26 protein-coding genes and 1 pseudogene are annotated in these 25,997 nt (G+C 73.0%); 14 read left to right on the forward strand and 13 right to left on the reverse strand.

Annotated elements, in window-relative coordinates:
* Positions 1-4: 4 nt before the first annotated feature.
* Both ACF07V_RS32220 and ACF07V_RS32225 read left to right on the forward strand, forming a co-directional pair.
* Positions 5-517 carry a hypothetical protein gene (locus tag ACF07V_RS32220; RefSeq protein WP_392159227.1) on the forward strand — a complete coding sequence of 171 codons (513 nt, stop codon included), beginning with the start codon at positions 5-7 and terminating at the stop codon, positions 515-517.
* Entirely contained in the window at positions 514-1,290 is a 777-nt protein-coding gene (locus ACF07V_RS32225; RefSeq protein WP_392159228.1) for a hypothetical protein, read from the forward strand. Before ACF07V_RS32220 ends, ACF07V_RS32225 begins: the two co-directional genes overlap by 4 nt.
* Positions 1,291-1,351: 61 nt before the next feature.
* Here the strand turns inward: ACF07V_RS32225 and ACF07V_RS32230 are convergent, their stop codons facing one another.
* From ACF07V_RS32230 to ACF07V_RS32240, 3 genes are all read right to left on the reverse strand, one after another.
* A complete protein-coding gene (locus tag ACF07V_RS32230) occupies positions 1,352-2,557 on the reverse strand; it encodes an FAD-dependent monooxygenase (RefSeq protein ID WP_392159229.1) in 1,206 nt (401 codons plus the stop codon).
* A gap of 156 nt (positions 2,558-2,713) precedes the next feature.
* Positions 2,714-3,334 carry a response regulator gene (locus ACF07V_RS32235; RefSeq protein ID WP_392159230.1) on the reverse strand — a complete coding sequence of 207 codons (621 nt, stop codon included), beginning with the start codon at positions 3,332-3,334 and terminating at the stop codon, positions 2,714-2,716.
* Entirely contained in the window at positions 3,334-4,500 is a 1,167-nt protein-coding gene (locus ACF07V_RS32240; protein ID WP_392159231.1) for a sensor histidine kinase, read from the reverse strand. Before ACF07V_RS32240 ends, ACF07V_RS32235 begins: the two co-directional genes overlap by 1 nt.
* A 251-nt stretch (positions 4,501-4,751) precedes the next feature.
* Here ACF07V_RS32240 and ACF07V_RS32245 point away from each other — a divergent pair, with 251 nt between their 5' ends.
* Positions 4,752-5,288, forward strand: a complete 537-nt coding sequence (locus ACF07V_RS32245; protein ID WP_392159232.1) for a heme-binding protein — start codon at positions 4,752-4,754, stop codon at positions 5,286-5,288.
* An 83-nt stretch (positions 5,289-5,371) separates the two neighbouring features.
* Entirely contained in the window at positions 5,372-6,763 is a 1,392-nt protein-coding gene (locus tag ACF07V_RS32250; protein ID WP_392159233.1) for a M1 family metallopeptidase, read from the forward strand.
* Positions 6,764-6,777: 14 nt separating this feature from the next.
* Here ACF07V_RS32250 and ACF07V_RS32255 read toward each other — a convergent pair whose 3' ends face one another.
* Positions 6,778-7,314: a GNAT family N-acetyltransferase gene (locus ACF07V_RS32255; RefSeq protein ID WP_392159234.1), complete on the reverse strand. Its 537-nt coding sequence runs from the start codon at positions 7,312-7,314 to the stop codon at positions 6,778-6,780.
* A 62-nt stretch (positions 7,315-7,376) separates the two neighbouring features.
* Positions 7,377-7,952 (reverse strand): TerD family protein, encoded by a 576-nt coding sequence (locus ACF07V_RS32260; protein WP_351180223.1) that lies wholly within the window; start codon positions 7,950-7,952, stop codon positions 7,377-7,379.
* 120 nt (positions 7,953-8,072) lie between these two features.
* On the opposite strand from ACF07V_RS32260, the gene arfB reads away from it, so the two are divergent.
* Positions 8,073-8,510, forward strand: a complete 438-nt coding sequence (gene arfB, locus ACF07V_RS32265; protein ID WP_382869558.1) for an alternative ribosome rescue aminoacyl-tRNA hydrolase ArfB — start codon at positions 8,073-8,075, stop codon at positions 8,508-8,510.
* Between the two features lie 6 nt (positions 8,511-8,516).
* On the opposite strand, the gene ACF07V_RS32270 is transcribed toward arfB, so the two are convergent.
* Positions 8,517-9,071 (reverse strand): flavin reductase family protein, encoded by a 555-nt coding sequence (locus ACF07V_RS32270; protein ID WP_392159294.1) that lies wholly within the window; start codon positions 9,069-9,071, stop codon positions 8,517-8,519.
* A gap of 270 nt (positions 9,072-9,341) precedes the next feature.
* Between ACF07V_RS32270 and cdgB the strand changes: the two genes are divergently transcribed.
* Together cdgB and ACF07V_RS32280 are read left to right on the forward strand one after the other, a co-directional pair.
* Positions 9,342-11,069, forward strand: a complete 1,728-nt coding sequence (gene cdgB / locus ACF07V_RS32275; protein ID WP_392159235.1) for a diguanylate cyclase CdgB — start codon at positions 9,342-9,344, stop codon at positions 11,067-11,069.
* Positions 11,070-11,142: 73 nt separating this feature from the next.
* Positions 11,143-12,108 (forward strand): carbohydrate-binding protein, encoded by a 966-nt coding sequence (locus ACF07V_RS32280; RefSeq protein ID WP_392159236.1) that lies wholly within the window; start codon positions 11,143-11,145, stop codon positions 12,106-12,108.
* 22 nt (positions 12,109-12,130) lie between these two features.
* Here ACF07V_RS32280 and ACF07V_RS32285 read toward each other — a convergent pair whose 3' ends face one another.
* The 3 genes from ACF07V_RS32285 to ACF07V_RS32295 all read right to left on the reverse strand — a co-directional run bounded on the left by ACF07V_RS32285 (position 12,131) and on the right by ACF07V_RS32295 (position 15,277).
* Positions 12,131-13,057, reverse strand: coding sequence for a 1-phosphofructokinase family hexose kinase (locus tag ACF07V_RS32285; RefSeq protein WP_392159237.1), 927 nt, complete (start codon positions 13,055-13,057; stop codon positions 12,131-12,133).
* A gap of 127 nt (positions 13,058-13,184) precedes the next feature.
* Entirely contained in the window at positions 13,185-14,339 is a 1,155-nt protein-coding gene (gene nagA, locus ACF07V_RS32290; RefSeq protein ID WP_392159238.1) for an N-acetylglucosamine-6-phosphate deacetylase, read from the reverse strand.
* Positions 14,339-15,277 carry an ROK family protein gene (locus ACF07V_RS32295; RefSeq protein ID WP_392159239.1) on the reverse strand — a complete coding sequence of 313 codons (939 nt, stop codon included), beginning with the start codon at positions 15,275-15,277 and terminating at the stop codon, positions 14,339-14,341. Before ACF07V_RS32295 ends, nagA begins: the two co-directional genes overlap by 1 nt.
* A gap of 230 nt (positions 15,278-15,507) precedes the next feature.
* Here ACF07V_RS32295 and ACF07V_RS32300 point away from each other — a divergent pair, with 230 nt between their 5' ends.
* The 3 genes from ACF07V_RS32300 to otsB are packed head-to-tail and all read left to right on the forward strand — an operon-like array spanning position 15,508 to position 17,964.
* Positions 15,508-16,791 carry an extracellular solute-binding protein gene (locus ACF07V_RS32300; protein WP_392159240.1) on the forward strand — a complete coding sequence of 428 codons (1,284 nt, stop codon included), beginning with the start codon at positions 15,508-15,510 and terminating at the stop codon, positions 16,789-16,791.
* A 12-nt stretch (positions 16,792-16,803) separates the two neighbouring features.
* Complete coding sequence (locus ACF07V_RS32305) at positions 16,804-17,061, forward strand: DUF3263 domain-containing protein (protein WP_392159241.1); 258 nt, start codon at positions 16,804-16,806, stop codon at positions 17,059-17,061.
* Between the two features lie 60 nt (positions 17,062-17,121).
* On the forward strand, positions 17,122-17,964 hold the full coding sequence (gene otsB / locus ACF07V_RS32310; RefSeq protein ID WP_392159242.1) for a trehalose-phosphatase: 843 nt from the start codon (positions 17,122-17,124) through the stop codon (positions 17,962-17,964).
* A 79-nt stretch (positions 17,965-18,043) separates the two neighbouring features.
* Here otsB and ACF07V_RS32315 read toward each other — a convergent pair whose 3' ends face one another.
* Both ACF07V_RS32315 and ACF07V_RS32320 read right to left on the reverse strand, forming a co-directional pair.
* Entirely contained in the window at positions 18,044-20,350 is a 2,307-nt protein-coding gene (locus ACF07V_RS32315) for an immune inhibitor A domain-containing protein (protein WP_392159243.1), read from the reverse strand.
* Positions 20,351-20,485: 135 nt separating this feature from the next.
* Positions 20,486-20,884, reverse strand: a pseudogene (locus tag ACF07V_RS32320) (NAD(P)-dependent oxidoreductase); the annotation flags it as partial.
* On the opposite strand from ACF07V_RS32320, the gene ACF07V_RS32325 reads away from it, so the two are divergent.
* Entirely contained in the window at positions 20,826-21,299 is a 474-nt protein-coding gene (locus tag ACF07V_RS32325; protein WP_392159244.1) for a hypothetical protein, read from the forward strand. The pseudogene ACF07V_RS32320 and the gene ACF07V_RS32325 overlap by 59 nt on opposite strands.
* On the opposite strand, the gene ACF07V_RS32330 is transcribed toward ACF07V_RS32325, so the two are convergent.
* Entirely contained in the window at positions 21,262-22,173 is a 912-nt protein-coding gene (locus ACF07V_RS32330; RefSeq protein ID WP_392159245.1) for a serine/threonine-protein kinase, read from the reverse strand. The genes ACF07V_RS32325 and ACF07V_RS32330 overlap by 38 nt on opposite strands.
* Positions 22,174-22,261: 88 nt before the next feature.
* Here ACF07V_RS32330 and ACF07V_RS32335 point away from each other — a divergent pair, with 88 nt between their 5' ends.
* The 3 genes from ACF07V_RS32335 to ACF07V_RS32345 all read left to right on the forward strand — a co-directional run bounded on the left by ACF07V_RS32335 (position 22,262) and on the right by ACF07V_RS32345 (position 24,440).
* Entirely contained in the window at positions 22,262-22,807 is a 546-nt protein-coding gene (locus ACF07V_RS32335) for an RNA polymerase sigma factor (RefSeq protein ID WP_392159246.1), read from the forward strand.
* A gap of 182 nt (positions 22,808-22,989) precedes the next feature.
* Positions 22,990-23,652 carry a hypothetical protein gene (locus ACF07V_RS32340; protein WP_392159247.1) on the forward strand — a complete coding sequence of 221 codons (663 nt, stop codon included), beginning with the start codon at positions 22,990-22,992 and terminating at the stop codon, positions 23,650-23,652.
* Positions 23,653-23,747: 95 nt separating this feature from the next.
* Positions 23,748-24,440: a hypothetical protein gene (locus ACF07V_RS32345; protein ID WP_392159248.1), complete on the forward strand. Its 693-nt coding sequence runs from the start codon at positions 23,748-23,750 to the stop codon at positions 24,438-24,440.
* Between the two features lie 186 nt (positions 24,441-24,626).
* Here ACF07V_RS32345 and ACF07V_RS32350 read toward each other — a convergent pair whose 3' ends face one another.
* Positions 24,627-25,982 carry a trehalose-6-phosphate synthase gene (locus ACF07V_RS32350; protein WP_392159249.1) on the reverse strand — a complete coding sequence of 452 codons (1,356 nt, stop codon included), beginning with the start codon at positions 25,980-25,982 and terminating at the stop codon, positions 24,627-24,629.
* Between the last annotated feature and the right edge of the window lie 15 nt (positions 25,983-25,997).

A 25,997-nucleotide genomic window follows, 5' to 3' on the forward strand; every position in this document is an offset into this window, starting at 1 on the left:
ACCCGTGGTCACCGCCGCCCTCCCTCCCGACCCCTGGCAGGAACACGACTTCGGCGTCCTGCTCGCCGTCGTGCTCTGCGGGGCGGCGACCCTGGCGGGCCTCGCCGCCTACCTGGGGTCGCGGCTGACCCCACGCGCCCGGCGCCGGTACACCCCGGCCCGGGTGTGGCGGGACGCGTCCCTCGCCGCGGCGGGCGCCGGCGTCGCCGTCTACCTCTGGGGCTGCCTCCACGTCCTGTTCCTGGACGACCGGGCGCAGGCAGAGGCGTGCGAGATCCACAAACCCCCGGGCGTGCCCGCCCTCGTGGGCCGCAGGGGGGACTTCCTTCCCCTGCGGCTCGTCTGCGAGGCCTCGGACGGCCGCGACTACACCGTCGTCATCCCCGCCTCCGTCAACCCGACCGTCACCGTCCTGCTGCTGCTCGCGCTCCTCGGCGCCGCGACCGCCGGCCTCCTGCACCGCAGGCGGCGCGGCTCCGTCCGGCGCCTCCCCACGGAAGAAAGGCCGACCCGTTGACCCACACCGGCATCACCCGTAGGCGCACCCTCGTCGCCACCGCAGGCGTCACCGCCGCCGTGAGCCTCGCCTCCGCCGGGCTCCTCGCCCCGTCCGCGGCCGCCGCCACCCCGGCCGCCCCCGCCGTGCCGCCGCAGCCCGCCGGGAACGACGCGCTCAAGGAGGCGCTGCGGCGCGCCCGGGAACGCAACCGCCGCATCTTCACCGGCCGCCCGTCCGCCAACGGCTGGGAGATGCAGAAGGTCGTCGACGTCGACGGCGGCGACATGGCCACCCGCTCCGTGCCCGGCACCGGGCTGCGCGTCGCCGTCCGCACCGGCGCGCCCGAGACCCTCCTGCTCCACGTCGTGCGCCGCTTCCACTACGAGGTCGACGCCCTCGGCCGGGACGGCGAGCCCGACGCGCTCTCGGGCTGGGTGCCGCCCGCCACCGTCCGGGACGGCCGTCTTCCCGAGTCGAACCTCGCCTCCGGCACCGCCGTCGTCATCCGCCCCGGCTCCTACCCGCCGGGCGTACGGGGCGGGTTCACGGCCGGACAGCAGCTGGTCATCCGCGACATCCTCGCCGACACCGAGGGCCTCGTCCGCTGGGGCGGCGACGACCGTCGCGCCTACGAGGGCCTCTTCCACCTCGCCGTACGGCCCGGCGAAGCCCGCCTGGAGCGGGTCGCGGACCGGCTGCGGGCCTGGGACGAGGCCCCGGGCCTCGGCGCCGGGGTGGTCCCCGACGTGACGGAGCCGGCCCGCCGCCGCCGGGCCGCCTTCTTCCACTGACGGCCCGGCCGCGCACGGCCGCCGGGCCCGGACGGGGCCGGCCGTCTCCGTGCGTACGGGCTCAGCGGCGGCCGTGCACCGCCCGTGCCACCCGCGGTCCGAGCCAGCGCTTGAGCCGTCGCAGCGCCTCCAGCTGTTCGGCGGCCCGGTCGATCCGGTAGTACAGCTGCGGCGGGACGTGCGGAAGCAGCGGCGAGTGGCGCTGGCCGAGGAGCGCGAACATCTTGGCCGGCTCCAGGCTCATGTAGCGCGGCAGGTTCTCGTACCACTGGGCGCTGTAGCGGGCGGCGCTCTGCGCGGAGACGAGCTCGGCGCGCCGCCGTTTCCCGTACGCGGTGAGCGCGGCGTCCAGCTCGCCGGGGGCGCGCAGGGCGTCCGCGAGGGCGAGCGCGTCCTCCAGGGCCAGGGTGGTTCCCGCGCCGATCGAGTAGTGCGTGGTGTGGGCGGCGTCGCCGAGGAGGACGAGGTTGCCGCGGTGCCAGACCCGGTTGGTGAGGGTGCGGAAGGTCAGCCACTGGGCGGCGCCGTCGGCGCGCTCGCGGCCGATCAGCTCGTGCCCGTCGAGGAGGTCGTGGAAGAGCTTCTCCAGGAGGTTCAGGCTGTCGGCCTCGCCGAGCGTGTCGAGGCCGAGGCCGGTGAAGGTCTCCGGGGAGCACTCGACGACACAGGTGGAGCGCTCGCCGCTGAAGCCGTAGGCGTAACACCAGATCCAGCCGTGCTCGGTCTCCTTGAAGGCGAAGCTGAAGGAGTCGAAGACCTTGGTGGTGCCGAGCCAGATGTACTGGTTGCGGCCGCTCGTGACCTCGCTGCCGAAGTGGCCGGCGTGGGCCTCGCGGAGCGCGCTGTTGACGCCGTCGGCGGCGACGACCAGGTCCGCGCCGGCCAGCTCGGGCGCGTCCGGGCCGGGGATGTCGTGCTCGAACTCGACCCGTACGCCGAGCTCCTCGGCGCGGTCGGCGAGCAGCGCGAGCATCCGCCGCCGTCCGATGCCGAAGCCCGCGTCGCCGCGGTGGACGGTCCGCTCGTCGCGGACGATGGCGACGCCGTCGGTCCAGGTCACGGAGGCCTCGACGACGGCCGCCGCGGACTCGGGGTCGCCCGCGCGCAGCTTGTCGAGCAGCCCCGCCCAGTACGTCACGCCCCAGCCGTACGTGGACCCCTCGGGGTTCCGCTCGTACACGGCGATGTCGTGGGACGGGTCCTGCCGCTTCAGCAGGATCGAGAGGTAGAGGCCGGCGGGGCCGCCGCCGACGATCGCGAACTTCACTTGCGCTCCCACTGGGACATGACACCGTGCGGTTGAACGGCAACGCACGGTAGCAGTGGGGGCGGGCCGGTGCCCGGGAACGGCACCCAGGACCAGCCGTACGACGTACCTACGGCGTCCCTGCGGCCTGCGGTGTCCCTGCGGCCTATGGCGTCCCTACGGCAGCAGGCGCCGCTCCTTCGCTACCGCCACCGCGCCCGCGCGGGTGTCGACGCCGAGCTTGGCGTAGATCCGGCCCAGGTGCGTCTTCACCGTCGCCTCGCTGATGAACAGGGCCCGCGCGATCTCCCGGTTGCCGAGGCCCCGCCCCAGCTGGCCGAGGATGTCCCGCTCCCGGTCCGTCAGCGAAGGCCCCGCCGCCCCCCGCATGCGGTCCATGACCCGGCTGGCGACCGGCGGGGAGAGGGCCGTGCGGCCCTGGGCGGCGGAGTGGATCGCGGCGAACAGCTCCTCGGGCCGCTCGGCCTTCAGGAGATAGCCCGTCGCGCCCGCCTCGATCGCCCGCGTGATGTCCGCGTCCGTGTCGTACGTCGTGAGGACCAGGACGTGGACGCCGGTGGGCGCGATCCGCCGCGTCGCCTCCACGCCGTCGATGCCCGCGCCGAGCTGGAGGTCCATGAGGACCACGTCCGGCTTCAGCTTCGCGGCCAGGGCGACGGCCTCCTCGCCACTGCCCGCCTCGCCGACCACCTCGATGTCGGGGGTGCTCCCGAGCAGCGCGAGCAGACCGGCGCGGACGACGACGTGGTCGTCGCAGAGGAGGATCCGTACGGACATCAGGACTCCAGGGAGAGCGGGATCGCGGCCGAGAGCACCGTGCCCTCGCCCGGGGTGGACTCGACCGTCAGGGTGCCACCCAGCTGCTGGGCGCGCACCCGCATCGCGGGCAGACCGTGCCCGCGTTCGGCCTGCTCGCGCGCGAGCGCCGGGTCGAAGCCGCGGCCGTCGTCGGCGATGTCCAGGACGATCTGGTCGTCGAGGTAGGTGAGGGTCAGGGCGGCGGAGTCGGCGCCGGCGTGCTCGCGGATGTTGGCGAGGGCGCCCTGCGCGATCCGCAGCAGCGCCGCCTGCACGCGGTCGGGCAGCGGCACCGCGGTGCCGTCGACCCGGAAGGCCGCCGACTCACGGCCGGCGAGACCGCGCAGGGCCTCCTCCAGGCCGCCGCCCCCGGCGAGGTCGGCGGGGGCGAGGTCCTGCACGAAGCGGCGGGCCTCGGCGAGGTTCCGTTCGGCGATGGACTCGGCGGTGCGGACGTGCCGGCGGGCGGTGACCGGGTCGCTGTCCCAGGTGCGGTCGGCGGCCTGGAGCAGCATCTGCTGGCTCGACAGTCCCTGCGCGAGGGTGTCGTGGATCTCCATGGACAGCCGCTGACGCTCGGCGAGCGTGCCCTCGCGGCGTTCGATCGCGGCGAGTTCGCGCCGGGTGCGGATCAGGTCGTCGATCAGTGCCCGCTGCCGGGCGGCCTGCCGGTCGGAGTACACGAAGACGCCGGTGGCGAGGGCGGCGACGGCCGGCGGGGCGACGATCAGGTTCGGGTCCCAGCCGCCGTGCGAGAGCTGCACCTGCGCGAAGACCACGAAGGCGGTGAGCAGGGCGACCAGGCCGAGGGCGGCGCGCGGCGGGAGGGTCCGCAGGCCCGTGTAGAAGAGCGGCACCGCGCACCAGGCGAAGCTGGGCGCGAGGACGACGAGGACGACCCAGACGGCGACGACCGTGCCCAGCCAGGCGATCCGGCGCGGGGTGGCGCGGGTGCCGAGCACCGGACCGAGCAGATAGAGGGAGGCGAGCGCGCCGGTGAGGGCGATGATCCAGGGGCTGCGGGCCTCCCAGTCGTGCCGCAGCAGGAAGCGGGCGAGGGAGGCGCCGAGCAGCAGGAAGAACGCGATGTGCATGACCCGCGCCAGCCAGCGGGCGTCCGGGTCGTGTTCCGTGGGCCGGGTCACCGTGCCGCCTCCTGTCTTCTGACCTGGATGGCCTTCCTGACCTGCGTGTATCTGTCCATGGTGACCCGGAGGGACCAGCGGGGCATCAACCGATCGGCTGACAGAGCCGTCGTCCGGTGTGCGCGCGGAGGGCAGCCGGACCGTGGACCGGTGGGCGCCGGTTCCGGCCGGAGGATTGAGGCAGAGCGAAGGAACGAACCGCTCGACAGCTTCTCCTCTCCCTTCTCCTCCTCACCTCCACGGAGTCCCTCATGAAGAAGATCCTCCTCGGTGCCACCGCCGCCGCTGTCGTCGCCGCCGGTACCTTCGGCGTGGTCTCCGCGAACGCCGCCGCCCCGGCCGCCGCTCCCGCCGCCGTCATGGCCGACGCGGACAACGGCAACACCCTGCAGACGACGCACCTGACGATCGCGGCCGCCACGAAGGCCGCGCAGGCGACCCTGGACGCCGCCGAGAAGGAGAACCAGCGGGTCTCCGTCGCGGTCGTCGACCGCAACGGCAACACCCTCGTCACCCTGCGCGGCGACGGCGCGGGCCCGCAGTCCTACGAGTCGGCCCAGAAGAAGGCGTACACCGCCGTGTCCTGGAACGCCCCGACCTCCGTCCTCGCCGGCCGTCTCGCCAACGCGCCGACCCTGAAGGACATCCCCGGCACCCTCTTCCTCGCCGGTGGCGCCCCGGTGACCGCCAAGGGCGCGCCGATCGCGGGCATCGGTGTCGCGGGTGCTCCCTCGGGCGACCTCGACGAGAAGTTCGCCCAGGCCGGCGTCGCCGCCCTCGCGAACTGACGTCCCCCAGTCGGCGGTGGCGCCCGGATCCCCCGACCGGGCGCCACCGCCTTTTTTCGTTTTTGACCTCTTAAGATCGATACGTGTCGCAACGCAGCCGGATCGGAGCCCTCGCCCTCGCCGCCCTCGCCCTCCTGGTCGGCGGCTGCACCGAGGCCGGCGGCGGCGTCCGGGGCACCCCCGGCGCGGCCGGGCTGCGCGACCCGCTCTTCCCGAAACTCGGCAACGGTGGCTACGACGTCGGCCACTACGACCTCACCCTCGCCTACGACCCGGCCTCCGGCCGCCTCGACGGCACCGCCGAGATCACCGCCCGCGCCACCCAGGACCTCAGCGCCTTCAACCTTGACTTCGCCGGACTCACCGTGCGCCGCGCCACCGTCGACGGCGCCCCCGCCGCGTACAACCGCGCCGGGAACGAGCTCACCCTCCGCCCCCGCGAGGAGCTCCCCGAGGGCAAGGAGTTCACGGCCACCGTCACCTACACGGGCGTGCCCGAGCCGCTCACCGACGCCGACGGCTCCAAGGAGGGCTGGCTGCGCACCGCCGACGGGGCCATCGCGGTCGGCGAACCGGCCGGCTCCATGACCTGGTTCCCCGGCAACAACCACCCCTCCGACAAGGCCACCTACACCCTCGCGCTCACCCTGCCCGCCGGACTCGACGGCTTCTCCAACGGCGTCAGGACCGAGCGGCGGACGGAGCCGGACGGCCGCGTCACCACCGTGTGGCACACCGCCGAGCCCATGGCGAGCTACCTCGCGACCGTCGCCATCGGCCGGTACGAGACGAGGACGGCGACCGCCCTCGGCACCGTGCCCGTCCTCACTGCCGCCGAAGCCCCCGTCGCGGCGGGCAGCGCCGCGCTGCGGGCCGAGATCCCCGAGCTCCTCGCCCGCCAGGTCAAGAGCTTCGGCCCGTACCCCTTCTCCGCCGCCGGGGCCCTCGTCACCAAGGACGGGACCCTCGGCTACGCCCTGGAGACCCAGACCCGGCCCGTCTTCCCGGCCGCCTCCTTCGACCGGGCGACCCTCCTCCACGAGCAGGCCCACGAGTGGTTCGGCAACTCGGTGACGCCCGAGACCTGGCGGGACATCTGGCTGAACGAGGGCTTCGCGACCTACGGGGAGTGGCTGTATGCCGAGGAGTACGAGCACGTCCCGGCCTCGACGCACTTCGCGCGCGCCTTCGCCCAGGACGCCAACTGGGCCTTCCCGCCCGCCGCCCCGCCCGCCGCCGAGAACCTCTTCGACCCGCCCGTGTACCAGCGGGGCGCGATGGTCCTGCACAAGCTGCGCGAGACGGTCGGCGACCGCGTCTTCGACGAGATCCTGCGCGGCTGGGCCGCGAAGTACCACCACGCCAACGCCACCACGGACGACTTCACGGCCTACGCGGAGAGCGTGGCGGGCCGCGACCTCGACGCGCTGTGGGACGTCTGGCTGTACGGCGACGAGAAGCCGGACAAGCCCTAGGGTTCGCCGGCGGATCAGGTGTTGCCGGACAGGCCCCGGCCCAGGCTCTTCCTCATCACGATGCACGCCCGGCCGTGCGCGAGGTCCGGGCGGCGGGCCGTCTCCTCGTAGCCGAGCGCCGTCCAGAAGGCCAGCGCCTTCGGGTTGTTCTCCAGGACGGCGAGCCGCAGCCCCGTACGGCCGTCGGCGCGGAAACGGTCCTCGACGTACGCGGCGAGCCGGCGCCCGTGCCCCGCGCGCCGCTCGTCCCCGTGGACCATGAGCAGCCCCAGCCACGGATCGGGATCGGCCGGGTCCGGGTGGCGGCCCAGGGTGATGGCGACGGCCACGAGCCGGCCCCCGGAGCGGGCGAGGAGCACCTCGGCCGTCGGCTGCGCGAGCTCGTCGGCGAGAGCGGCGGCGACCTGCTCGGGCCGGATGTCGGACGGATCCGGGAAGTCACCGCTGAGCTGCTGGAACTCCTCGTTGGAGGCGTAGAGCGCGGTGAGCTCGGTGAGCAGCGCGCCGGGGAGGGCGTGCGCCTCCGTGCGCGGGAGGGGTTCGACGATCACGCGGAAAAGGGTAGGGCCCCGGCGTGGATCCCGCCGGGGCCCTCACTGGTGCGTGGCGTCCGTCAGAGGTTGACGCCGAAGTCGCGGGCGATGCCCTCAAGGCCCGAGGCGTAGCCCTGGCCCACGGCGCGGAACTTCCACTCGGCGCCGTTGCGGTACAGCTCGCCGAAGATCATGGCCGTCTCGACGGCGGCGTCCTCGGAGAGGTCGTAGCGGGCGATCTCGGTGCCGCCGGCCTGGTTCACGATGCGGATGTACGCGTTGCGCACCTGGCCGAAGTTCTGCGAGCGGGACACCGCGTCGTAGATGGAGACCGGGAAGACGATCTTGTCGACGGTCGCCGGGAGGGCCGCGAGGTTGACGTTGATCTGCTCGTCGTCGCCGCCGCCCTCACCGGTGCGGTTGTCACCGGTGTGCACGATGGTCTGGTCCGGCGTCGACTTGTTGTTGAAGAAGACGAAGTGGGCGTCCGAGGCGACCCGCCCGGCGGCGTCCACGCCGATCGCCGAGGCGTCGAGGTCGAAGTCGGTGCCGGTGGTGGTGCGGACGTCCCAGCCGAGGCCCACGGTGACGGCGGCGAGGCCCGGGGCCTCCTTGGTCAGGGAGACGTTGCCGCCCTTGGACAGGCTCACAGCCATGGAAAGTCCCTTTCATCGTGATGTCGTCGCTCGCCTGGAGAAACGCGCTGCGGCGGCCGGCGGTTCCCGGCCGGCCGTGGTGCGAAAACAGGATGACTCCTCCGGCCCCCTGCGGGGAACATGGAGGGCATGTCCGGTCCGTATCCCATCCGCGGCTCCGTCTCGCTGCCCGAGGCCGAGCTCCAGTGGCGTTTCTCGCGGTCGTCGGGGCCGGGCGGTCAGCACGTCAACACCAGCGACTCGCAGGTGGAGCTCCGCTTCGACCTCGCGGCCACCGACGCGCTCCCCGAGGTGTGGAAGGCCCGCGCCCTGGAGCGGCTCGCCTCCCGCCTGGTCAACGGCGTCGTGACGGTCCGCGCCTCGGAGCACCGCTCCCAGTGGCGCAACCGCGAGACGGCCGCCGTCCGCCTGGCCGCCCTCCTCGCCGAGGCGACGGCCCCACCGCCGAAGCCCCGCCGTCCGACGAAGATCCCGCGCGGGATCAACGAGCGCCGGCTGCGCGAGAAGAAGCAGCGCTCGGAGACGAAGCGCACCCGCCAGTCCCGCGACTGGGGCTGACGCGGGTCAGCCGAGGCGGCGGTACTTCCCCTGGAAGTACGTCAGGGGCCCGCCGCCCGACGAGGGCAGACCGACCGTCAGGACCCGGCCCACCACCAGCGTGTGGTCGCCGGCCACGACCCGGTTCTCCGTACGGCACTCCAGGACCGACAGGGCGCCGTCCATGAGCGGGGCGCCGCTCTCCTCGCCGCGCGTGTACGGCAGGTCGGCGAAGAGGAGCCGGTCGCTGACGCGGTTCTTCATGGCGAAGCGCCCGGCGACGTGCCGCTGGTCGTCGGCGAGGATCGACACCGCCCACACCGGGACGTCGGTGAGCAGGTCGTCCATGCGGGAGCCGTTGCGGAGGCTGACGAGGACCAGGGGCGGGTCGAGGGAGACCGACATGAAGGCGGTGGCCGTCATGCCGACGTCCTCGCCGCGCGGGCCGTCGTCGGGGTCGTGCGCGGTCACCAGGACCACGCCCGCCGCGAGGCGTGACATCGCCGCCCGGAACTCGTCGTTGCTCACCCCCTCAGCATGAGGGATGGCCAGATCGGACACGGGGGGTGAGGGTGAGGTCATCTGGAGCACGCTCGCACGCTAGTCCGCGCTCCTCCCGCCCCGCATCGGGCCCGGGGACCAGCCGGTGACGGCCGCCGGACCTAGGTCCTGTCATATGCGCGGGGCCGTTGCGACCCGCCATCATCTGCTGTGACTTGAGTCACAGAGGGCAGTATTTGCTGACCCTGTGTACCTGGGGCGCAGCTCGCTGTGATTCAGTGGCGGTGACAGTGCAACACGAAGCCGATGAGAACCCTGGAGTTGCTGTCGAGGTCTCGGGGAGAGCGAGCGATGGAGACCGAGTCGGAGCCTTACGTCCGTCTCTCGACCCTGCGGCAGCTGCATCAGGTCGTGGCGGACCTCAATACTGCCCGCAGCCTGGCGGACACCCTGCAGACCGTCGCCGACGGCGTGGTCGCCGGTCTCAACTACGAGCTGGCCTGCGTCAACCTCGTCCGCCCCGACGGTGACCTCGTCGTCGCCGCCTTCGCCGGAAGCTCCGCCGCGGAGGCCCTGATCACCGGCCGTGTCGGCTCCCGCTCCTCCTGGGAGCGGCGTCTGTCCATGGGCGTCCCCTGGGGCGACCTGCGGTTCATCCCGCACACCGAGGGCTGGGTCCTCATGGAGGACGACGTCCCCCAGTGGCACACCGACGGGCCCGCGCCCCGCTTCGAGGACGAGTGGCACCCGCACGACCGGCTCTACGCCCCGATGTACGCCTCGGGCTCCGGCCGTGAGCTCCTCGGCGTCATATCCGTCGACCGCCCGCGCAACGGCCGGCACCCCGGCCCCTGGGGCCAGGAAGCGCTCCAGATGTACGCCTCGCAGTCCGCGATCGCCATCAGCAACGCCCGCCTCCGCTCCAACATGCAGCGCGCCCTGGTCCGCCTGGAGCGCGAGCAGCAGGCACTGCGGGCCTCCGAGGAGTCCTTCCGGCAGGCCTTCGAGTACGCCCCCTCCGGCATGGCCATCGCCGAGATGGGCGGCGACCAGCACGGCCGCCTCCTGCGCACCAACGACGCCCTGTGCCGGCTCCTCGGCCGCCCCGCCTCCGTGATGCGGCGCTACTCCTTCGCCGACCTCGTCCACCCCGAGGACATCGGCACCCTGCTCCGCACCTCCGCCGAGGGCGGCCGGGCCGAGCTGCGGCTCGGGCGCCGGGACGGCACGTACGTCTGGGTCTCCCTCCGGAACTCGGTGGTCGCCGACACCGCCGACGGGCCCCGCTTCCTCCTCACCCACGTCGAGGACATCGAGGAGCGCAAGCGGCACGAGCTCCAGCTCGCGCACCGCGCCTCGCACGACGCCCTCACCGGCCTCCCCAACAGTGCCGAGCTGCGCTCCCGGCTCTCCGCCCGGCTCTGTGAGCGCCCGGCGGCGCCGGGGAGCGAGCCCGCGTACGGGGCGTACGACTCCCAGCGGGACGGCGGCTACGGAACGGGTCACGACGGCGGCGGCTACGAGCCCGCGTACGACCCGGCGTACGACTCCGGTCACGAGCCGCAGTCGTACGAGCACGAGCACGAGCACGGCTTCGGTTTCGAGCCGGCGGGCGGCGCCGGCCCGTACGACCACCATGTGCACATCGTGGCGCCCACGGGCGGCGAGGTCGACGACGGCACCAAGGGGCTCGCCGTCCTCTTCTGCGACCTCGACGGCTTCAAGTCGATCAACGACCGCTTCGGTCACCACACCGGCGACGCCGTCCTCATCGAGGTCGCGCGCCGGCTCACCACCGGTGTGCGGGACGGCGACACCGTCGCCCGGCTCGGCGGTGACGAGTTCGTCGTCCTCGCCGACGGACTGGGCTCCGCAGACGCCGCCGACCTGGCCGTACGCCTGCGGAACGCGATCATCCCGCCGATCCGGGTGGACGGTCGGGCGGTCCGTGTCGGCGCGAGTTTCGGCATCGGCTGGGCCGAGTGCGGGATGACCGTGGAAGAGGTCCTGAACTCGGCGGACCAGCGGATGTACGTGGAGAAGCGTTCCCGCGCCAAGGTCCACCGGCGGGCGGGCTGAGTCGCGCGCTGGTCCGTTCGGGGTAGGCTCGGCCGGTCGGCGACGGCTGGCGAGCATGGAGAGGATGACCCGGATGGCTGCCGGAAACGACGGCGCGAAGACGCCCGAGGACGACGATCCGTTCGGCTACCTCTACGAGGACGGCCAGGCAGCGGGTGCCCGGCCCCCGCAGGGCGGCGGCTACGGCTACCCCGGCCCCGCTCCCGCGCAGCCGGGCGTGCCCCGGACCTCGTACAACCAGGTCAGGACGGTCGGCGAGCGCAAGTACGGCCACCAGCAGCAGCAGCCGTACGTGCCGCCGCAGCAGCAGGCCCCGTACGGCCGGCCGCAGGCGCAGTACGCCGCGCCGGAGACCTACGGCGCCCAGCCGCAGACCCGCCCGATCCCGCCCCAGCGCGGCGGCGGCTCCGGCCGCGGCCCCAACACCAAGGGCCTCCTGATCGGCGCGGTCGCGGTCGTCGCGGTCGTCGTGATCGGCATCGCGGCCGCGGTGATCTCCAACTCGGGCAACGAGAAGGACAAGGACGACAAGGCCGGCGGGAACACCCCGTCGACCGCGCCGTCCCAGGTCTCGGAGACGCCGAGCACCGAGCCGAGTGCCGAGAAGACCCCGGGGGAGCTCCCCAAGCAGGACGCGGCGACGCTGACGCTGGGCGGCTCGGCCACCACGGGGACGGCCGTGAAGGGTGCGAAGGGCACGAACGGCGCCTACGTGACCCTGACCGGTGTGGGCAGCTCCGCGAGCTGGTCGGTGGACGTGCCGGACTCCGGCGAGTACACCCTCCGCATCACGTACAGCGTGCCCGGCAAGGACGCCAAGACGTCCCTGACGGTCAACAGCGAGACGCCGCGCGCGCTGAACATGTCCAACTTCGCGAAGTCCGCCGAGGGCGACTGGGAGAAGGGCTGGACGTACACGTACGCCTACGTGAACCTCAACAAGGGTTCCAACGCGCTCAAGATCTCCTGCGAGCAGGGTGACCAGTGCGAGGCGATCCTCGACCAGGTCTACCTGGAGGCCGGTCACACCGGCAGCTGACGTGGGGGGCCGGGCGCGGCTTTCAGGCCGCGCCGCCCGCCTCCGTCACCTTCACCCGCGTCAGCAGCTCCTGGTACGCCGTCGCGTCGAACTCGCCGGCCACCGGGGAGAGGACCGTCGCCGCCGACAGGGCCACCGCGCGGGTGAGGCGGTCCGGCCAGGGGGTGTCGTCGACCAGGCCCGAGAGGAGGCCGGCGACGGCGGAGTCGCCCGCGCCCGTGGGGTTGCCCTTCACCGGGGCCGGCGGGGTCGCGCGCCACAGGCCCTCCGGGGTGGCGGCGAGCATGCCCTCGGGGCCGAGTGAGGAGATCACCGCGTGGGCGCCGCGGCGGCGTGCGTCGCGGGTGGCCCGGTGGGGTTCGCGGGAGCCCGTCAGCTGGGCGAGTTCCTCGGCGTTCGGCTTGACCAGGTCGGGGCGGGCGGCGATGCCGCGGCGGAGGGGTTCGCCGCTGGTGTCCAGGAGGACGGGGATTCCGGCCGTGCGGGCGAGGCGGACGAGTTCCGCGTACGCGCCGACGTGGATGCCGGGCGGGAGGCTGCCGCAGAGGGCGACCGCCCGGGCCCCGTCGAGGAGTTCCGTGAAGCGGGTGCGGAAGGCGGCCCATTCCGCGGCGGTGACGGCCGGGCCCGGTTCGTTGAGCTGGGTGGTGTCCCCGCTCGCCGTGTCGACGATCGCGACCGTGCGGCGGGTGGGTCCGGCGGTCTCGACGAGCTCGTCGCGGACCGGCGTCGCCGCGAGCTGGTCCCGCAGTGTCGCGCCGGTCGCGCCGCCCGCGAAGCCGGTGGCGACCGTCTCGTACCCGAGGGCGGCGAGGACGCGGGCGACGTTGAGTCCCTTGCCGCCGGGCCGCTCGATGACCTGGGTGACGCGGTGGGAGGCGTGCGGGGTGAGGGCGGGGACCCGGTAGGTCAGGTCCAGTGCCGTGTTGAGGGTGACCGTGAGGATCAAGACCCGTCCACCCCCCGTACTCCGTGTGAAGTCTTGTGGAACGCTCGTTCCGACGGGCACCGATCATGCCAAAGGAAAGGCGGTTGGCCCAGACCCACGGCCAACCGCCTTCGAGAGTGACACCTGATCAGGCGGCTTTGTCCGCCGTCGGGTCGACGATCCACTCGCCCTTGCGCATGACGCCCCTGAGGTTGAACTCCTCGTCGAGGACGACGATGTCGGCGTCCTTGCCGGGCTCCAGGGAGCCCACCCGGTCGTACACGCCGAGCAGCCGGGCCGGGTTGGCGGAGATGGCCTGGACGACCGACTCGACGGGCAGGCCGTCGATGGTGGCGGCGCGCTTGAAGGCGCGGTCCAGGGTGAGGGTGGAGCCGGCGATGGAGCCGCCCTCGACGAGGCGGGCGACGCTGTCCTTCACCTCGACGGCCAGCGGGCCGAGCATGTAGCGGCCGTCGCCGAAACCGGCGGCGTCCATGGCGTCGGTGATGAAGGCGACGCGCTCGGGTCCGGCGTGGTGGAAGGCGAGCTCCAGGGCGGCGGGGTGGAGGTGGGTGCCGTCGTTGATGAGCTCGACGGTGATCCGCTCGTCCTCCAGGAGCGCGGCGATCGGGCCGGGGGAGCGGTGGCCGAGCGCGGGCATGGCGTTGTAGAGGTGGGTGGCGACGGTGGCGCCCGCGTCGATGGCCGCCTGCGTCTGCTCGTACGTGGCGTCGGTGTGGCCGATGGCGGCGATCACGCCGTGCTCGGCGAGGAGCCGTACGGAGTCGAGGCCGCCGGGCAGTTCGGTGGCGAGGGTGACCATCCGGGCCTGGCCGCGGCCGGCGTCGAGCAGCTTGCGGACCTCGGCCGGGTCGGGGTCGCGGAGCAGCGTCTCGTCGTGGGCGCCCTTGCGGCAGGGGGAGATGAACGGGCCCTCGAAGTGCAGGCCGGCGATCTCGCCCTGCTCGGCGAGCTCGGAGAGCAGGCCCGCGCGGCGGCCGAGGAAGTCCATGTCGCCGGTGACGAAGGAGGCGACGACGGTGGTGGTGCCGTGGAGGCGGTGGGTGTGGACGCCCTTGAGGACCTCGTCGACGGTGCCGGAGGTGAAGGACGCGCCGCCGCCGCCGTGGTTGTGCATGTCGACGAAGCCGGGGACGAGCCAGTGCCCGGTGAGGTCGAGGGTGGGGGCGTTCTCGGGGGCGGAGCCCACGATGCGGTCGCCGTCGACGATCACGCGTCCGTTCTCGACCGTTCCGGTGGGCAGCACGACGTGCGCGCCGGCGAGAACCTGGTGATCGGCCATCAGGCGGAAACCTCCGAGTCGAGGGAGAGAAGGTCCCAGGCGAGGAGGCCCGCGCCCAGGCATCCGGCGGTGTCCCCGAGGGCCGCCGGGACGATGGCGGGCAGCTTCTGGAACGTGACGCGTTCCTCCACGGCGGCCCGGAGGGGTGTGAACAAGGTTTCCCCGGCCTCGGCGAGACCGCCACCGATGATGAGCGTGCGGGGGTCGAGGAGGGTGAGCGCGGTGACGAGTCCGTCGGCGAGGGCGTCGACGGCGTCCTGCCAGACCCGTACGGCGGTCTCGTCGCCGGACTCGACGGCCTTGGCGCAGTCGGCGGCGTCCGCGTCCGGGTCGCCGCTGGCCTCGGCCCAGGCGAGGGAGACGGCGGAGGCGGAGGCGTACCGCTCCAGGCAGCCGCGCTGGCCGCAGCCGCAGTCGGTGCCGCCGGGGCGGACGACGATGTGGCCGATCTCGCCGGCGTAGCCGTGGGCGCCGGCCTCGATGCGGTCGCCGATGCCGATGGCTCCGGCGATGCCGGTGCCGAGGGGCACGAAGAGGAAGCGGTCGGCGCCGTTGCCCGCGCCGATACGGCCTTCGGCGAGGCCGCCGGTGCGGACGTCGTGGCCGAGGGCGACGGGGACGCCGTCGAGCCGGCGGCTGAGGAGTTCGCGCATGGGAACGTCGCGCCAGCCGAGGTTGGCGGCGTAGACGGCGATGCCGTTCTCCGCGTCGACGATGCCGGGGACGGCGACTCCGGCCGCGGCGGCGGGCTCTCCGTACCGCTCCTGGCCGAGGGTGCGGAGCTCTTCGGCGAAGCCGAGGATCGTCTCGACCACGGCCTCGGGGCCGCGCTCGCGCCCGGTGGCGCGGCGGGCCTCGTGCAGCAGGGTGCCGTCCGCCCCGACGAGGGCGGCCTTCATGCCGGTGCCGCCCACATCCAGGGCGATGACGTGTCTCACGGGGGACATTCTGGCGCGGGAGGACCTAACAGGTCTAGTCCACTGGGCAGGATTGTTGCGCTCGGATACAAATTCGGGGCCGGCCATGCCCCCATGGTCCCGCCGCAGTTGCGGAAGTGATACCCAAGTGGTGTAGACCTCATGCCCGGGGGCGGGGCACACTTACGGCCCTGAGAAGTGCAAACACGCAGCTCAGTACAGATGGACGACAGCTCAACGACGAGCAAAAGGTGGATGAAGCCGTGGAGCGGCGACGATTTCTCGGACTGACCGCGGCCGCCGCCGCCCTCGGACTGGCCACGACGGTCGCCGGCTGCGGCACCCTCGGCGGCGACTCCGGCGACGTGACCCTGAAGCTGGTCGCCGCCGACTACGACCTCAACGGCGGCGACACCACCAGGAAGTACTGGGCCGACCTCGTCGCCGCCTTCGAGGCGAAGCACCCCGGGGTCAAGGTCGAGGTCCAGGTCCTGTCCTGGGACGACGTCGACCGCAAGGTCGCCGAGATGGTCAAGGCCGGCCAGGCCCCCGACATCGCGCAGATCGGCGCCTACGCCGACTACGCGGCCGCCGGGCAGCTCTACGCCGCCGACGAACTCCTCTCCATCCCCGTCCAGGCCAACTTCCTCGGCCCGCTCGTCTCCGCGGGCGAGTACAAGCGCACCCAGTACGGCCTGCCGTTCGTCGCCTCCACCCGGCCGCTCTTCTACAACAAGGGGCTCTTCCGGGAGGCCGGCGCCAAGGCCCCCACCACCTGGGACGAGCTCGTCGAGGCCGCCGAGAAGCTCAAGGCCAAGGGCGTCACCACCCCCTTCGCGCTGCCGCTCGGCCCCGAGGAGGCCCAGGCCGAGGCCCTCATGTGGCTGCTCAGCGGCGGCGGCGGCTGGACCGACGCGTCCGACCGCTACGCCATCGACTCCGAGGCCAACGTGCGCACCTTCGAGTGGCTCCGCACCAACCTGGTCGGCAAGGACCTCACCGGCCCCGTCGCCCCCGGCAAGCTCAACCGCAAGGCCGCCTTCGCCGCCTTCGCGAACGGCGAGGTCGGCATGCTCAACGGCCACCCCTCGCTCCTCAAGGAGGCCGCGAAGAAGGGCGTCCAGGTCGGCCAGGTCCCCCTCCCCGGCGCCGAGGGCACGCCCAGGACCTCCATGGGCGTGGCCGACTGGATCATGGGCTTCCGGCAGAACGGCCACCACAAGGAGATCGGCGAGTTCCTGAACTTCGTCTTCAGCGACGAGAACGTCCTGAAGTTCGCCGGGGACAACGACCTGCTGCCGGTCACCGTCACGGCCTCCACCCGCATGGAGACCGACCCCGCCCACGCCAACCTGCGCGTATTCCTCAAGGTCCTGCCCGACGCCCAGCTCCCGCCGGTCGGCAAGACCTCCTGGGCCAAGGTCAGCGAGAACGTCAAGCAGAACATTGGCAAGGCCGTCACCCCCGGCGGCAAGCCGTCCGACGTCCTCGGCCGGATCGGCCGGGAGGCGACGGCGGCCGAGAACGCCGAGTAATAGGTTGGTCGTATGACCGAAGAGACGGTGGACGGCGAGAGCGGCCTCGGGGAGCGCGAGCGGGCCCTTCTCGCCGTCGAGCGGCGCTCCTGGCCCGGGCCCGGTGCCAAGGAGCGGGCCGTCCGCGAGCGGCTCGGCCTCTCGCCGACCCGCTACTACCAGCTCCTCAACGCCCTCCTCGACGACCCGCGCGCCCTCGCCCACGACCCCGTCACGGTCAACCGGCTGCGCCGGGTCCGCGAGGAGAAGCAGCGCCGCCGCGAAGGGTGACCCCGGCCGGTGACCCCGGCCACGCTGACGTGACCCCCGTACGTCGGTAGGGTCGGAAGCATGGTCAGCAGCCTTCCGCACCCGGCCACACCCGCCGGCCGCGACGGCCTGGCCGCGCTTCTCGCGCGGCCCGCGAACGCCGTCGTCGCCCTCGACTTCGACGGCACCCTCGCCGACATCGTCCCCGACCCCGAGCAGGCCCGCGCCCACCCCGGCGCGGTGGCCGCCCTCGCCGCCCTCGCCCCCCGGGTGGCCTCGATCGCCGTCGTGACCGGCCGCCCCGCCGGGGTCGCCGTCCGCTACGGCGGCTTCGCCGGCGTCCCCGGCCTGGAGCACCTCGTCGTCCTCGGCCACTACGGCGCCGAACGCTGGGACGCCGTCACCGGCACCGTGCAGGCCGCCGCCCCGCACCCGGGCGTCGCCTCCGTCCGCGCCGAGCTCCCCGGATTCCTCGACCGGGCCGGGGCCTGGCCGGGCGTCTGGATCGAGGAGAAGGGCCGCGCGGTCGCCGTCCACACCCGCCGCGCCCTGGAACCCGAGGGCGCCTTCGAGGCCCTCAAGGGCCCGCTCGGCGATCTGGCCGTCGCCCACGGCCTGGTCCTGGAGCCCGGCCGCATGGTCCTGGAGCTGCGGCCCCCGGGCATGGACAAGGGCGTGGCCCTCGCGGAGTACGTACGGGAGGTCGGAGCCGGGTCCGTGCTCTACGCGGGTGACGACCTGGGCGACCTGCCGGCCTTCGCGGCGGTCGAGAAGCTCCGCTCCGACGGCACCCCGGGCGTCCTGGTGTGCAGCGGCTCCACGGAGGTCCCCGAGCTGGCCGGCCGCGCGGACCTCTCGGTGGCGGGCCCGCCGGGCGTGGTGGAGTTCCTGACGGAGCTGGCGGAGGCGGTACGGGAGGGCTGACCGGCCCCGGAAACGCCGCGAGGGCGGTACGGAGGAGGCCTGAGCCCCTCCGTACCGCCCTCGCGTCTTCTCGTGCGGATCAGTGCGCGGCCGGGTTGGCGACGCTGATCGTCAGGTCGTCGCCGGCGTCACCGGTGACCGTGACGCGCACGCCGTGACCGGCGACCTTCACGCTGGCCTGCGGGGCCGTCGTGTCGTAGTACGCGTTCGGGTCGGTGTCGTCGAAGACCGGGATGCCCGGGACGGAGGGGGCGCAGGCCGCCAGCGTCTCGACGGTCTGGTTCGGGCCCTTGCCGGTCAGGACCTCCTTGTGGAGGCAGGTCGCGTCGGTGGCCTCCAGGCCGAAGGTCGCGTCGAAGGGCTGGCGCCGGTTGCTGGGCGCGGTCCCGTCGGCGTACCGGAACGGGGCCGGACGGGCGTCGACGGGCATCGCCGAGCCGCCACCGGGGTGGTTGCTGACGTTGTTGTCGTCGAAGGACCGGTCGACGTACCAGACGAGCATGCCGTTCTGGTACTTGAAGAACTCGACCCAGTCGGGCGCCGTGATGCCCTTGCTGAACTGGTACGGGCCCTCGGCGAGGAGCGCGTCGGAGCCGACGTACTCGCGGTTCTCCAGGAGGTAGTACCGCGGGGAGGTGGCCGTCTCGGTGCCGGTGGAGATCTTCCAGCGGCCCTGCGCGGTCCAGCCGCCCACGCCCTGCTCGACGTCGTCCGCCGCCAGGGTCGTCCCGCCGGAGCTCAGCGAGATGTCGTCCAGGAACGCGCCGGCGAAGTGCACGCCGCCGTCGCTCTGGTAGCGGAAGCGGAAGAGGGACGGCTTGCCGGCGGAGTCGTACGAGTAGCGCAGCGTCGTCCACTTGCCGCCCGAGGAGCCGGAGACGGACTCACCCGCGCGGGCCCAGGTGGCGCCGCCGTCGAGGGAGTACTCGGCGAAGAGGTAGTCGAAGTCGGCCTCGATCTCGTACCAGGCGCTCGCCTTGACGGTCACGCGCGGGGCGGCCGGGACGGAGCGGGTGAGGGACTGGTTGAGGCCGTCGGCCGAGCCGGTCCACCAGGCGTGGGTGCCCGAGGTGGGCGTCGCGTAGGTGGTGCTGCTCGTCTTGCCCGGGAGCGCGACGCGGACCGCCTGGGCCTTGCCGCGGACCTGGAGCGCGGCCGGGCTCAGGGTGTACGAGCCGGTGGCGCCGAGCGGTGCGTCGGTGTAGTCGAGCCAGCCGAGGAAGAGCTTCTCCTCGGCGCCCATGAGGCCGGGGTGGGTGCCGATGCCGGCGTTGGCGGCGGCGCCGTGGCTCAGCCAGGAGCCGGAGCTCATCAGGGTCCAGAAGGCGGTGGAGTTCTCGCCGCCGTCGGTGTCGTAGAAGTCCGGCAGGCCGAGGTCGTGGCCGAACTCGTGGCAGAAGACGCCGAGTCCGCCGTTCTCGCCCTCGGTGGTGTAGTCGCCGAGCCAGTACTTGGACTGGCCGATGCGGGCGCCGCCGGCCTTGTTCTGGGTGCCGGAGACGGCCGGGCCCGTGAGGCCGTAGTCGTCGCCGTTCACGTACCAGCGGTGGGACCAGATGGCGTCCTCGCCCTGTGCGCCGCCGCCCGCGTCCTCGCCCATGCCGGCGTGCACGGCCTGGAAGTGGTCGATGTAGCCGTCGGGCTCGTCGAAGTTGCCGTCGTGGTCCCAGTCGTTGCGGTCCCAGACGTCGAACTGGGCGAGGTACGCGTCGATCTCGGCGGGCGTCTTGCCGGCCGCGAGCTGGGCGTTCCACCAGGCGTCGCCGGTGTCCTGGATGAAGGCCCAGGAGCCGCCGGTGTCCTCGACGGCGTTGTCGCCGTAGGTGGAGGCGTTGCCGGGGACCTTGACCCAGTCCTCGACGGTGTTGGAGACGGAGTAGGCGCCGCTGGACAGCTTCTCGTAGAAGGTCTTCATGGACTCGCCGGAGCCGTTGAAGAGTTCCTCGTAGTGGGCCTTGGAGAAGTCCGCGGTCCAGGCGTTGGAGTTGTCGGTGCTGCGGTCCGGCTGGGGTATCTGGTTGTGCAGCGGGCCGGGGACGGTGCCGAGCTTGCCGGAGCTCTGGTCGCCGAACTCGGAGAGGATCGTGAAGATCTTCTCCTGGCGGGTGGCGGTGGTGGTCTTGGTCTCGGCGAACTTGCCGGGCGCGACCTCGACGACGCCCTTGGCGTTCGCCTTGGCCTTGCCCTTGGCGACCAGGTCGATCGCCTGCTCGCGCAGCTGGGTGCGCTGCTTCGTGAGCGGTCCGGGACGGTTGTCGGTCCGGTGGGCGTTGGCACCCGCCGGTGCGGCGTCCCGTGCTTCCTGCGCGGCGGCGGGGGTGAGCCCCGCGGCGAGGAGTGCGGTGAGCGCCGACCCAAGGGTCATGCCCACGACAATCTTCTTCACGTGTCTTGCGATCCTTCCGCTTTGCCTCTGGGGTGGGGAAAACGGATCGCCTGGGGGAACGATCGCCGCAGAGTCTGACACGAGAGGACCCCTCAGGAGGAGGGGTCGCACCGAATAGCGACGACGGATTCCCGCTCAACGAAGCAACAGGTCCACCACGCCGGTCAGGTCCTCCTCCCCACTGCCCTTGTCGAGCCGCCGCCGCATCAGCTCGAAGTAGGGCCGCAGCAGCTCCGGACTGACGCCCTGTCCCTCGGCCGTGGCCAGGAACGTCGGCGTGCCCGCCACCTGCATGGCGAGGTTCGAGACCACGCCGGCGGTGTAGTCGCCGCTCTTGAGCTGGGCGGCGGTCCCGTGGACGCCCTGGGCCATGGCGGTGAGCCAGTCGGCGAGCAGCGGGGCGAAGGCCACGGGGTCGATGTCCTCCCGCCGAATCAGGGCGAAGGCGTGCGCCGCCCCGGCGAACATCCCGTACATGGCGCTGAGCAGGGCGACGTCGTGCAGGGCGGCGAACCCGGCGTCCTCACCGACGGAGCGGTTCGCCGACGAGGTCGAGGAGGTGGACGGCCGCGTCGGTCAACAGCGCCGGGTCACCTGTCCCGCACAGATGCCGGTGCCCGCGCAGAAGGGCTCCGCCCCGCTCCTCCTCGGCCTCAAGGAGCCGCCTGGGCAGCCACTTTCCGCAGCCCGGCCACGCGCGGTGGTGGTCGAGGAGCGGGTCGGCGGCACCGCTGAGGACGACCCCGGCCACCCCCAGGCGCTCGAAGGGATCGTCCGCGTCCGCCAGATCGTCCAGAGCATCCGTCAGCCCGTACCGCTTGGTCTCGACGGTCTCCGGCTCAAGCGCCGGCGGCCCACTGCGGAGGTCGGCCTCGGCCAGGGCCCCGGCACGCCCGGCCTCCCTGTGGGGTTCAACGCCGCAGCCAGCTCAGGAGGGTCGTCGCCGTGAACACCGCGCCCGACGCCAGACAGACCGCGCGCGGGGTCAGCCATCTGGGGCCCTCCGGGGGCTGGGACTGCGGGACGGGAGCCAGCAGCGCGTCTGCGAAGGCCTGGGCGGTCGGCGGTCGATCCGCCGGCTCGACGGACATCGCGGCCCGTAGCAGCAGGGCGACGTTCGGTGGAAGCTCCGCTTCGGCGGGGAGCGCCGGCAGCGTCGAGGCGGTCGGCTGGTTGGTCATCAGGGCTGTCGCGCGCCCGCCCGGGCCGAACGGCTTCTGCCCGGTCAGCAGCTCGTAGGCCACGACGGCCAGCGCGTACACATCGGCCCTTCCGTCGAACCCGCCGGTGTGGAAGGCCTGTTCCGGTGCCATGTACGCGGGCGTGCCCGTGGTCACCGTCAGCCCGGACGCGTCGGCCAGTTGCTTCGCGCTGCCCAGATCCGCGACGAGCACCGCGGCGGGCGCGGGGCCGGTGGCGAGCAGCATGTTTGACGGCTTGACGTCGCGGTGCACCACACCCGCCTCGTGCAGGACCTGGACCGCGTAGCCCGCCTCCGCGGCCAGCCGCAGCGCCTCCTGCGGGTCGCACCGGCCGACCCGGTCCTCCAGGGTGCCGCCGCGTACGTAGTCCATGACGAAGTAGGGCCGGTCCTCCTGCACCCCGACGTCGTGCACGCGGACCACCCGCGGGCTGGCGATCCGGCGCAGCAGCCTCGCCTCCGCCAGGAACCGCTCGCGCACATCGGCGTTGGCGGCCCAGTTGTCGGCCAGCACCTTCACCGCGACCTCGGTGTCGAGCTCCGGATCGTAGGCCTTCCAGACCGTCGCGAAGGAGCCGGCTCCGAGCCGGTCCAGGAGGAGGTAACGGCCGAGCTTGCGCATGTGGCAGCATTCTGCCGGAGTCGAGGGGGAGTGGGGAACTCCCGTTCGGCGGGCGGGATGCCAGGCGGAACGAAACGGGGGGATCCGGGTGTTCGAGGAAGGCGAGCTGGAACGGCTCGTGGCGGCTGCCCGGGCGGGGGACCCGGGGGCGATGGAGTACCTGCTGGCCAAGCTGCGGCCGATGGTGCTGCGACGCTGCTCGCGCTTCCTGCCCCACCACGCCGACGCGGAGGAGGCCGCGCAGGACGCCCTCCTGTCCATCAGCACGCACCTGGGTGAGTACGGCGGCCACGGTTCCTTCCTGGGCTGGGTGACGGTGATCGCCTCGAACGCCGCCCGGTCCACCTACCGCTCGATGCGCCGACGCGCCGAGGACAGCCACGCCGACCTCCCCGAGTCCGTCGACCCGCGCACCACCAGCGTCATCGCCGGGAGTCGGCTCGACCTGATGGAGGCGTTGGCCGCGCTGGAACAGCAGCACCCCACCCTGGTGGAGTCCTTCGTGCTGCGCGACCTGGGCGACCTGACCTACGGCCAGGTGGCCGAGCAGCTGGACGCCCCGTTGGGCACGGTCAAGGACCGCATCCACCAGGCCCGCCGCTTCATGCGCGAGCGCCTGGTCACCGGTCCGTGAGCGGCGGTCCCGCGACGGGCGGCGGCCACGCCGTCGTCCGGCCCCGGTCCGCCGTCGCCGCCCTGGTGGCCGCCGCCGCGCTCGGGCTGGCGACCGGCCGATTCATCTTGCCCTCGCCCCCCGGCGCCGATGCGCACCCGCCAGAGCGGTCGGTTGCCGCGGCCGGCGGGGCATCTCAGGGCGTGTCCGCTCCCGCGACGCCCGGCGTGTCCGCCCCGACGCCCGCGCCCTCGGCCTCCGGCTCCGGCTCGCCGACCGGTGCGACCGGTCCGGTGACGAAGGCGAACCTTCTGGAACCCGCTGCGTTCGGCCCGGACGACGGCATCGGGAAGATCCACGTCACCGACCGGTACGGCGACGGGCATTACGCCAACTCGGCCTGCACCGGGGAGAAGACCCTCACGGAGACCCTGGGCGGGCCCGGTGCCCACTTCCGCGGACTGATGACCAGCCCCCGCACCAACCCGAGCGACCCCACACTGGCCTTGGACGGTGCCGACCAGGTCGCCCGCGAGGTCGCCGCCGAGGCCCGGAGCCCTTCCCTGGCGCAGAACTTCGCCGAGCGCCTGCTGCTGGAGCAGGTGCCCTGCCAGGAGGAAGCGCCAGGGCACTGGGTCTACGGAAGGACCACGACGCTGCGGCTCGCCCCGGACGTCACCGCGAGCTGGATGGGCGTCTACCAGGGATCCCTCAACACCACCGGCACAGCGCCCGAGGGCGAGGAGCCCTGCGGCGGCATCGCCGTGCTGCGCAGCGGCACCCACTACGGGGTGCTCGAAGTCGACGCCTGCCTGGGGACGGCCGCGATGGACCGCGTCGTCAGGACCGCTCTGTCACAGCTGTGAAACAGCCGGTCAGAGCTCCAACTTTCCCTCCTCCGGCGGCATCTCCCCCGGTTGTACGAGGACGCAGCAGGCGTCCCGACCAGCAGGGGGACCAGATGACCGAGAACCGGACCGTCCAGCAGAAGTCCGTTCGCCGCAACCGGGTCGCCGCCGCGGCCTGCTTCGCCGCCGCACTGATCACGGCCACCGTCGTCGGCACCCAGTCGGCCACCGCCCACGGGGCCGCGCACCGCACCGCGGCCGCCGCCGCCCGCTCGGCTGTGGTCGCCGCGCCCGGACTCGGCTCCGCCCACCTCGTCCAGAGCGAGGACTACTTCCAGAAGGGCCTGAACCCGGTCGGCGCGACCGTTGCGCTGACCGGACGCCAGGCGCTGTCCGCGTGCTCCGGAGAGGAGACGATGCGCGACCTGACCAAGGGCAACGCCACCGCGTACGCGTCCGTGAACTGGACCTTCGCCACCGACAGCATGCTGACCGAGTCGGCCGCGAGCGCCCCCACCGGGACCGCGGCCGCCACCTGGGAGAAGCAGCTCGTCGCGCTCGTTCAGGACTGCCAGGACGAGCCGGCCGGCCACTGGCGCTACGGCGCGGCCCACACCCTGACCACCACCGGCGGCACCGCCCGCTGGTACCCGGCCTACAACGGCGACGGAACCGCCACCGGCGGGGTCGCGGTCCTGCGCAGCGGCACCAGGGTCGCCATCGTCGAGCTCACCGGTCGGCCCGCCCACGCCCCGGCCTACGTCGAAGGCATCGCCACCGCGGCACTGAAGCGCCTCTCCTCCTGAACGGCAGCCCCGCTCCGCCCGCGCCGTCGGGCGGAGCCGGCCCCGAACCACCCGGCACGGCACGTACTACAGCGCCGTCGAGGCCAGTAGCGGCCCCGGCCGCAAGCAGGTCGACGTGATCAGACGGTTCCGTCAGCCGGGTCGACACGCTCTCCCCTCGCCTCGACCGTCCGCCGGGCCACCGGCTCACCGCTCCCGCAGGGCCTCCAGCTGGTCCAGGAACCACCGTTGTGGGGGGAGGGCGGTGGCCGCGGCGGCCAGGCGTTTGGTGCGGTCCGCTCGTTCCGTGGGGGGCATCGTCAGGGCCGTGTGCAGGGCCTGGGCCGTCTCCGTCACGTCGAAGGGGTTCACCGTGAGCGCGTCCTCCTTCAGTTCCTCGTACGCGCCCGCGCCCGTCGACAGGACGAGGGCGCAGCCCGACTCCGAGACGACCGGTATCTCCTTCGCGACCAGGTTCATGCCGTCGCGCACGGGGTTCACCAGGGCCACGTCCGCCAGGCGGTAGGCGGCCAGGGAGCGGGTGAAGTCGTCCTTCACCGAGACCAGGACCGGCTGCCAGTCCGCCGTGCCGAACTCGGTGTTGATCTCCTCCGCCAGTTCCTTCACCGCCGCCGTGTACGCGCGGTACGACTCCAGGTCCTGGCGGGAGGGGTAGGCGGACGCCAGGTGGACCACCCGGTTCCGCCATTCCGGGTGGGTGGTCAGGAGTTCGCGGTAGGCCTGCAGGCCTCGCAGGATGTTCTTCGAGAGTTCCGTGCGGTCCACCCGGACGATGGTCTTGCGGTCGCCGATCTCCTCGCGGAGGCGGGCCAGGCGGTCGTCCACCTCCGGGCGGTACGCCAGTGCCCTCAGGTCGTCGGCGTCGACTCCCAGCGGGTACGCCGCCACCCGCGTGCGTCCCGGGTCGCCCGCGCCGTTCTCGAAGGCCTCCGCCCACGCGCGCGTGTGGAAGCCCAGCCGGTCCGCGCCGAGCATCCCGCGCAGGAGCTCCTCGCGGATGTCGGTCGGCAGCATGCGCAGGTACGCGGGCGATGCCCAGGGGGTATGGGTGAAGTGGGCGATGCGGAGGTCCGGGCGCAGGTCCCGGAGCTGTCCCGGAACCAGCGCCAGGTGGTAGTCCTGCACCAGGACCGCCCCGCCCTCCGCCGCCTCCGCCGCCAGGGCCTCCGCGAACGCGCGGTTGTAGCTCCGGTACGACTCCCAGCGGCGGCGGAACTCCGCGTCGAAGACCGGCTCGCGCGGGATGTCGTACAGGTGGTGGTGGAGGAACCACAGCACCGAGTTCGCGATGCCGTTGTACGCGTCCGCGTAGACCCCCGGGTCGATGTCCAGCATCCGCACGCCCGGCTCGCCGGTCCCGCGTCGCACCGCCTCCCGGTCGCCCTCGCCGAGCGCCGCGCACACCCAGAGGCTCTCGCGGGAGTCGATGGTGCTCAGGGCCGACGCCAGGCCGCCGCCGCCCTTGCGGGCGTCCAGCGAACCGTCCTCGCCCAGCACGTACGAGACCGGGCCCCGGTTGGATGCCACCAGCACAGTTGCCATGTGGCGAACCTAGCC

Source organism: Streptomyces sp. NPDC015661 (assembly GCF_043077765.1).
GTDB lineage: Bacteria > Actinomycetota > Actinomycetes > Streptomycetales > Streptomycetaceae > Streptomyces.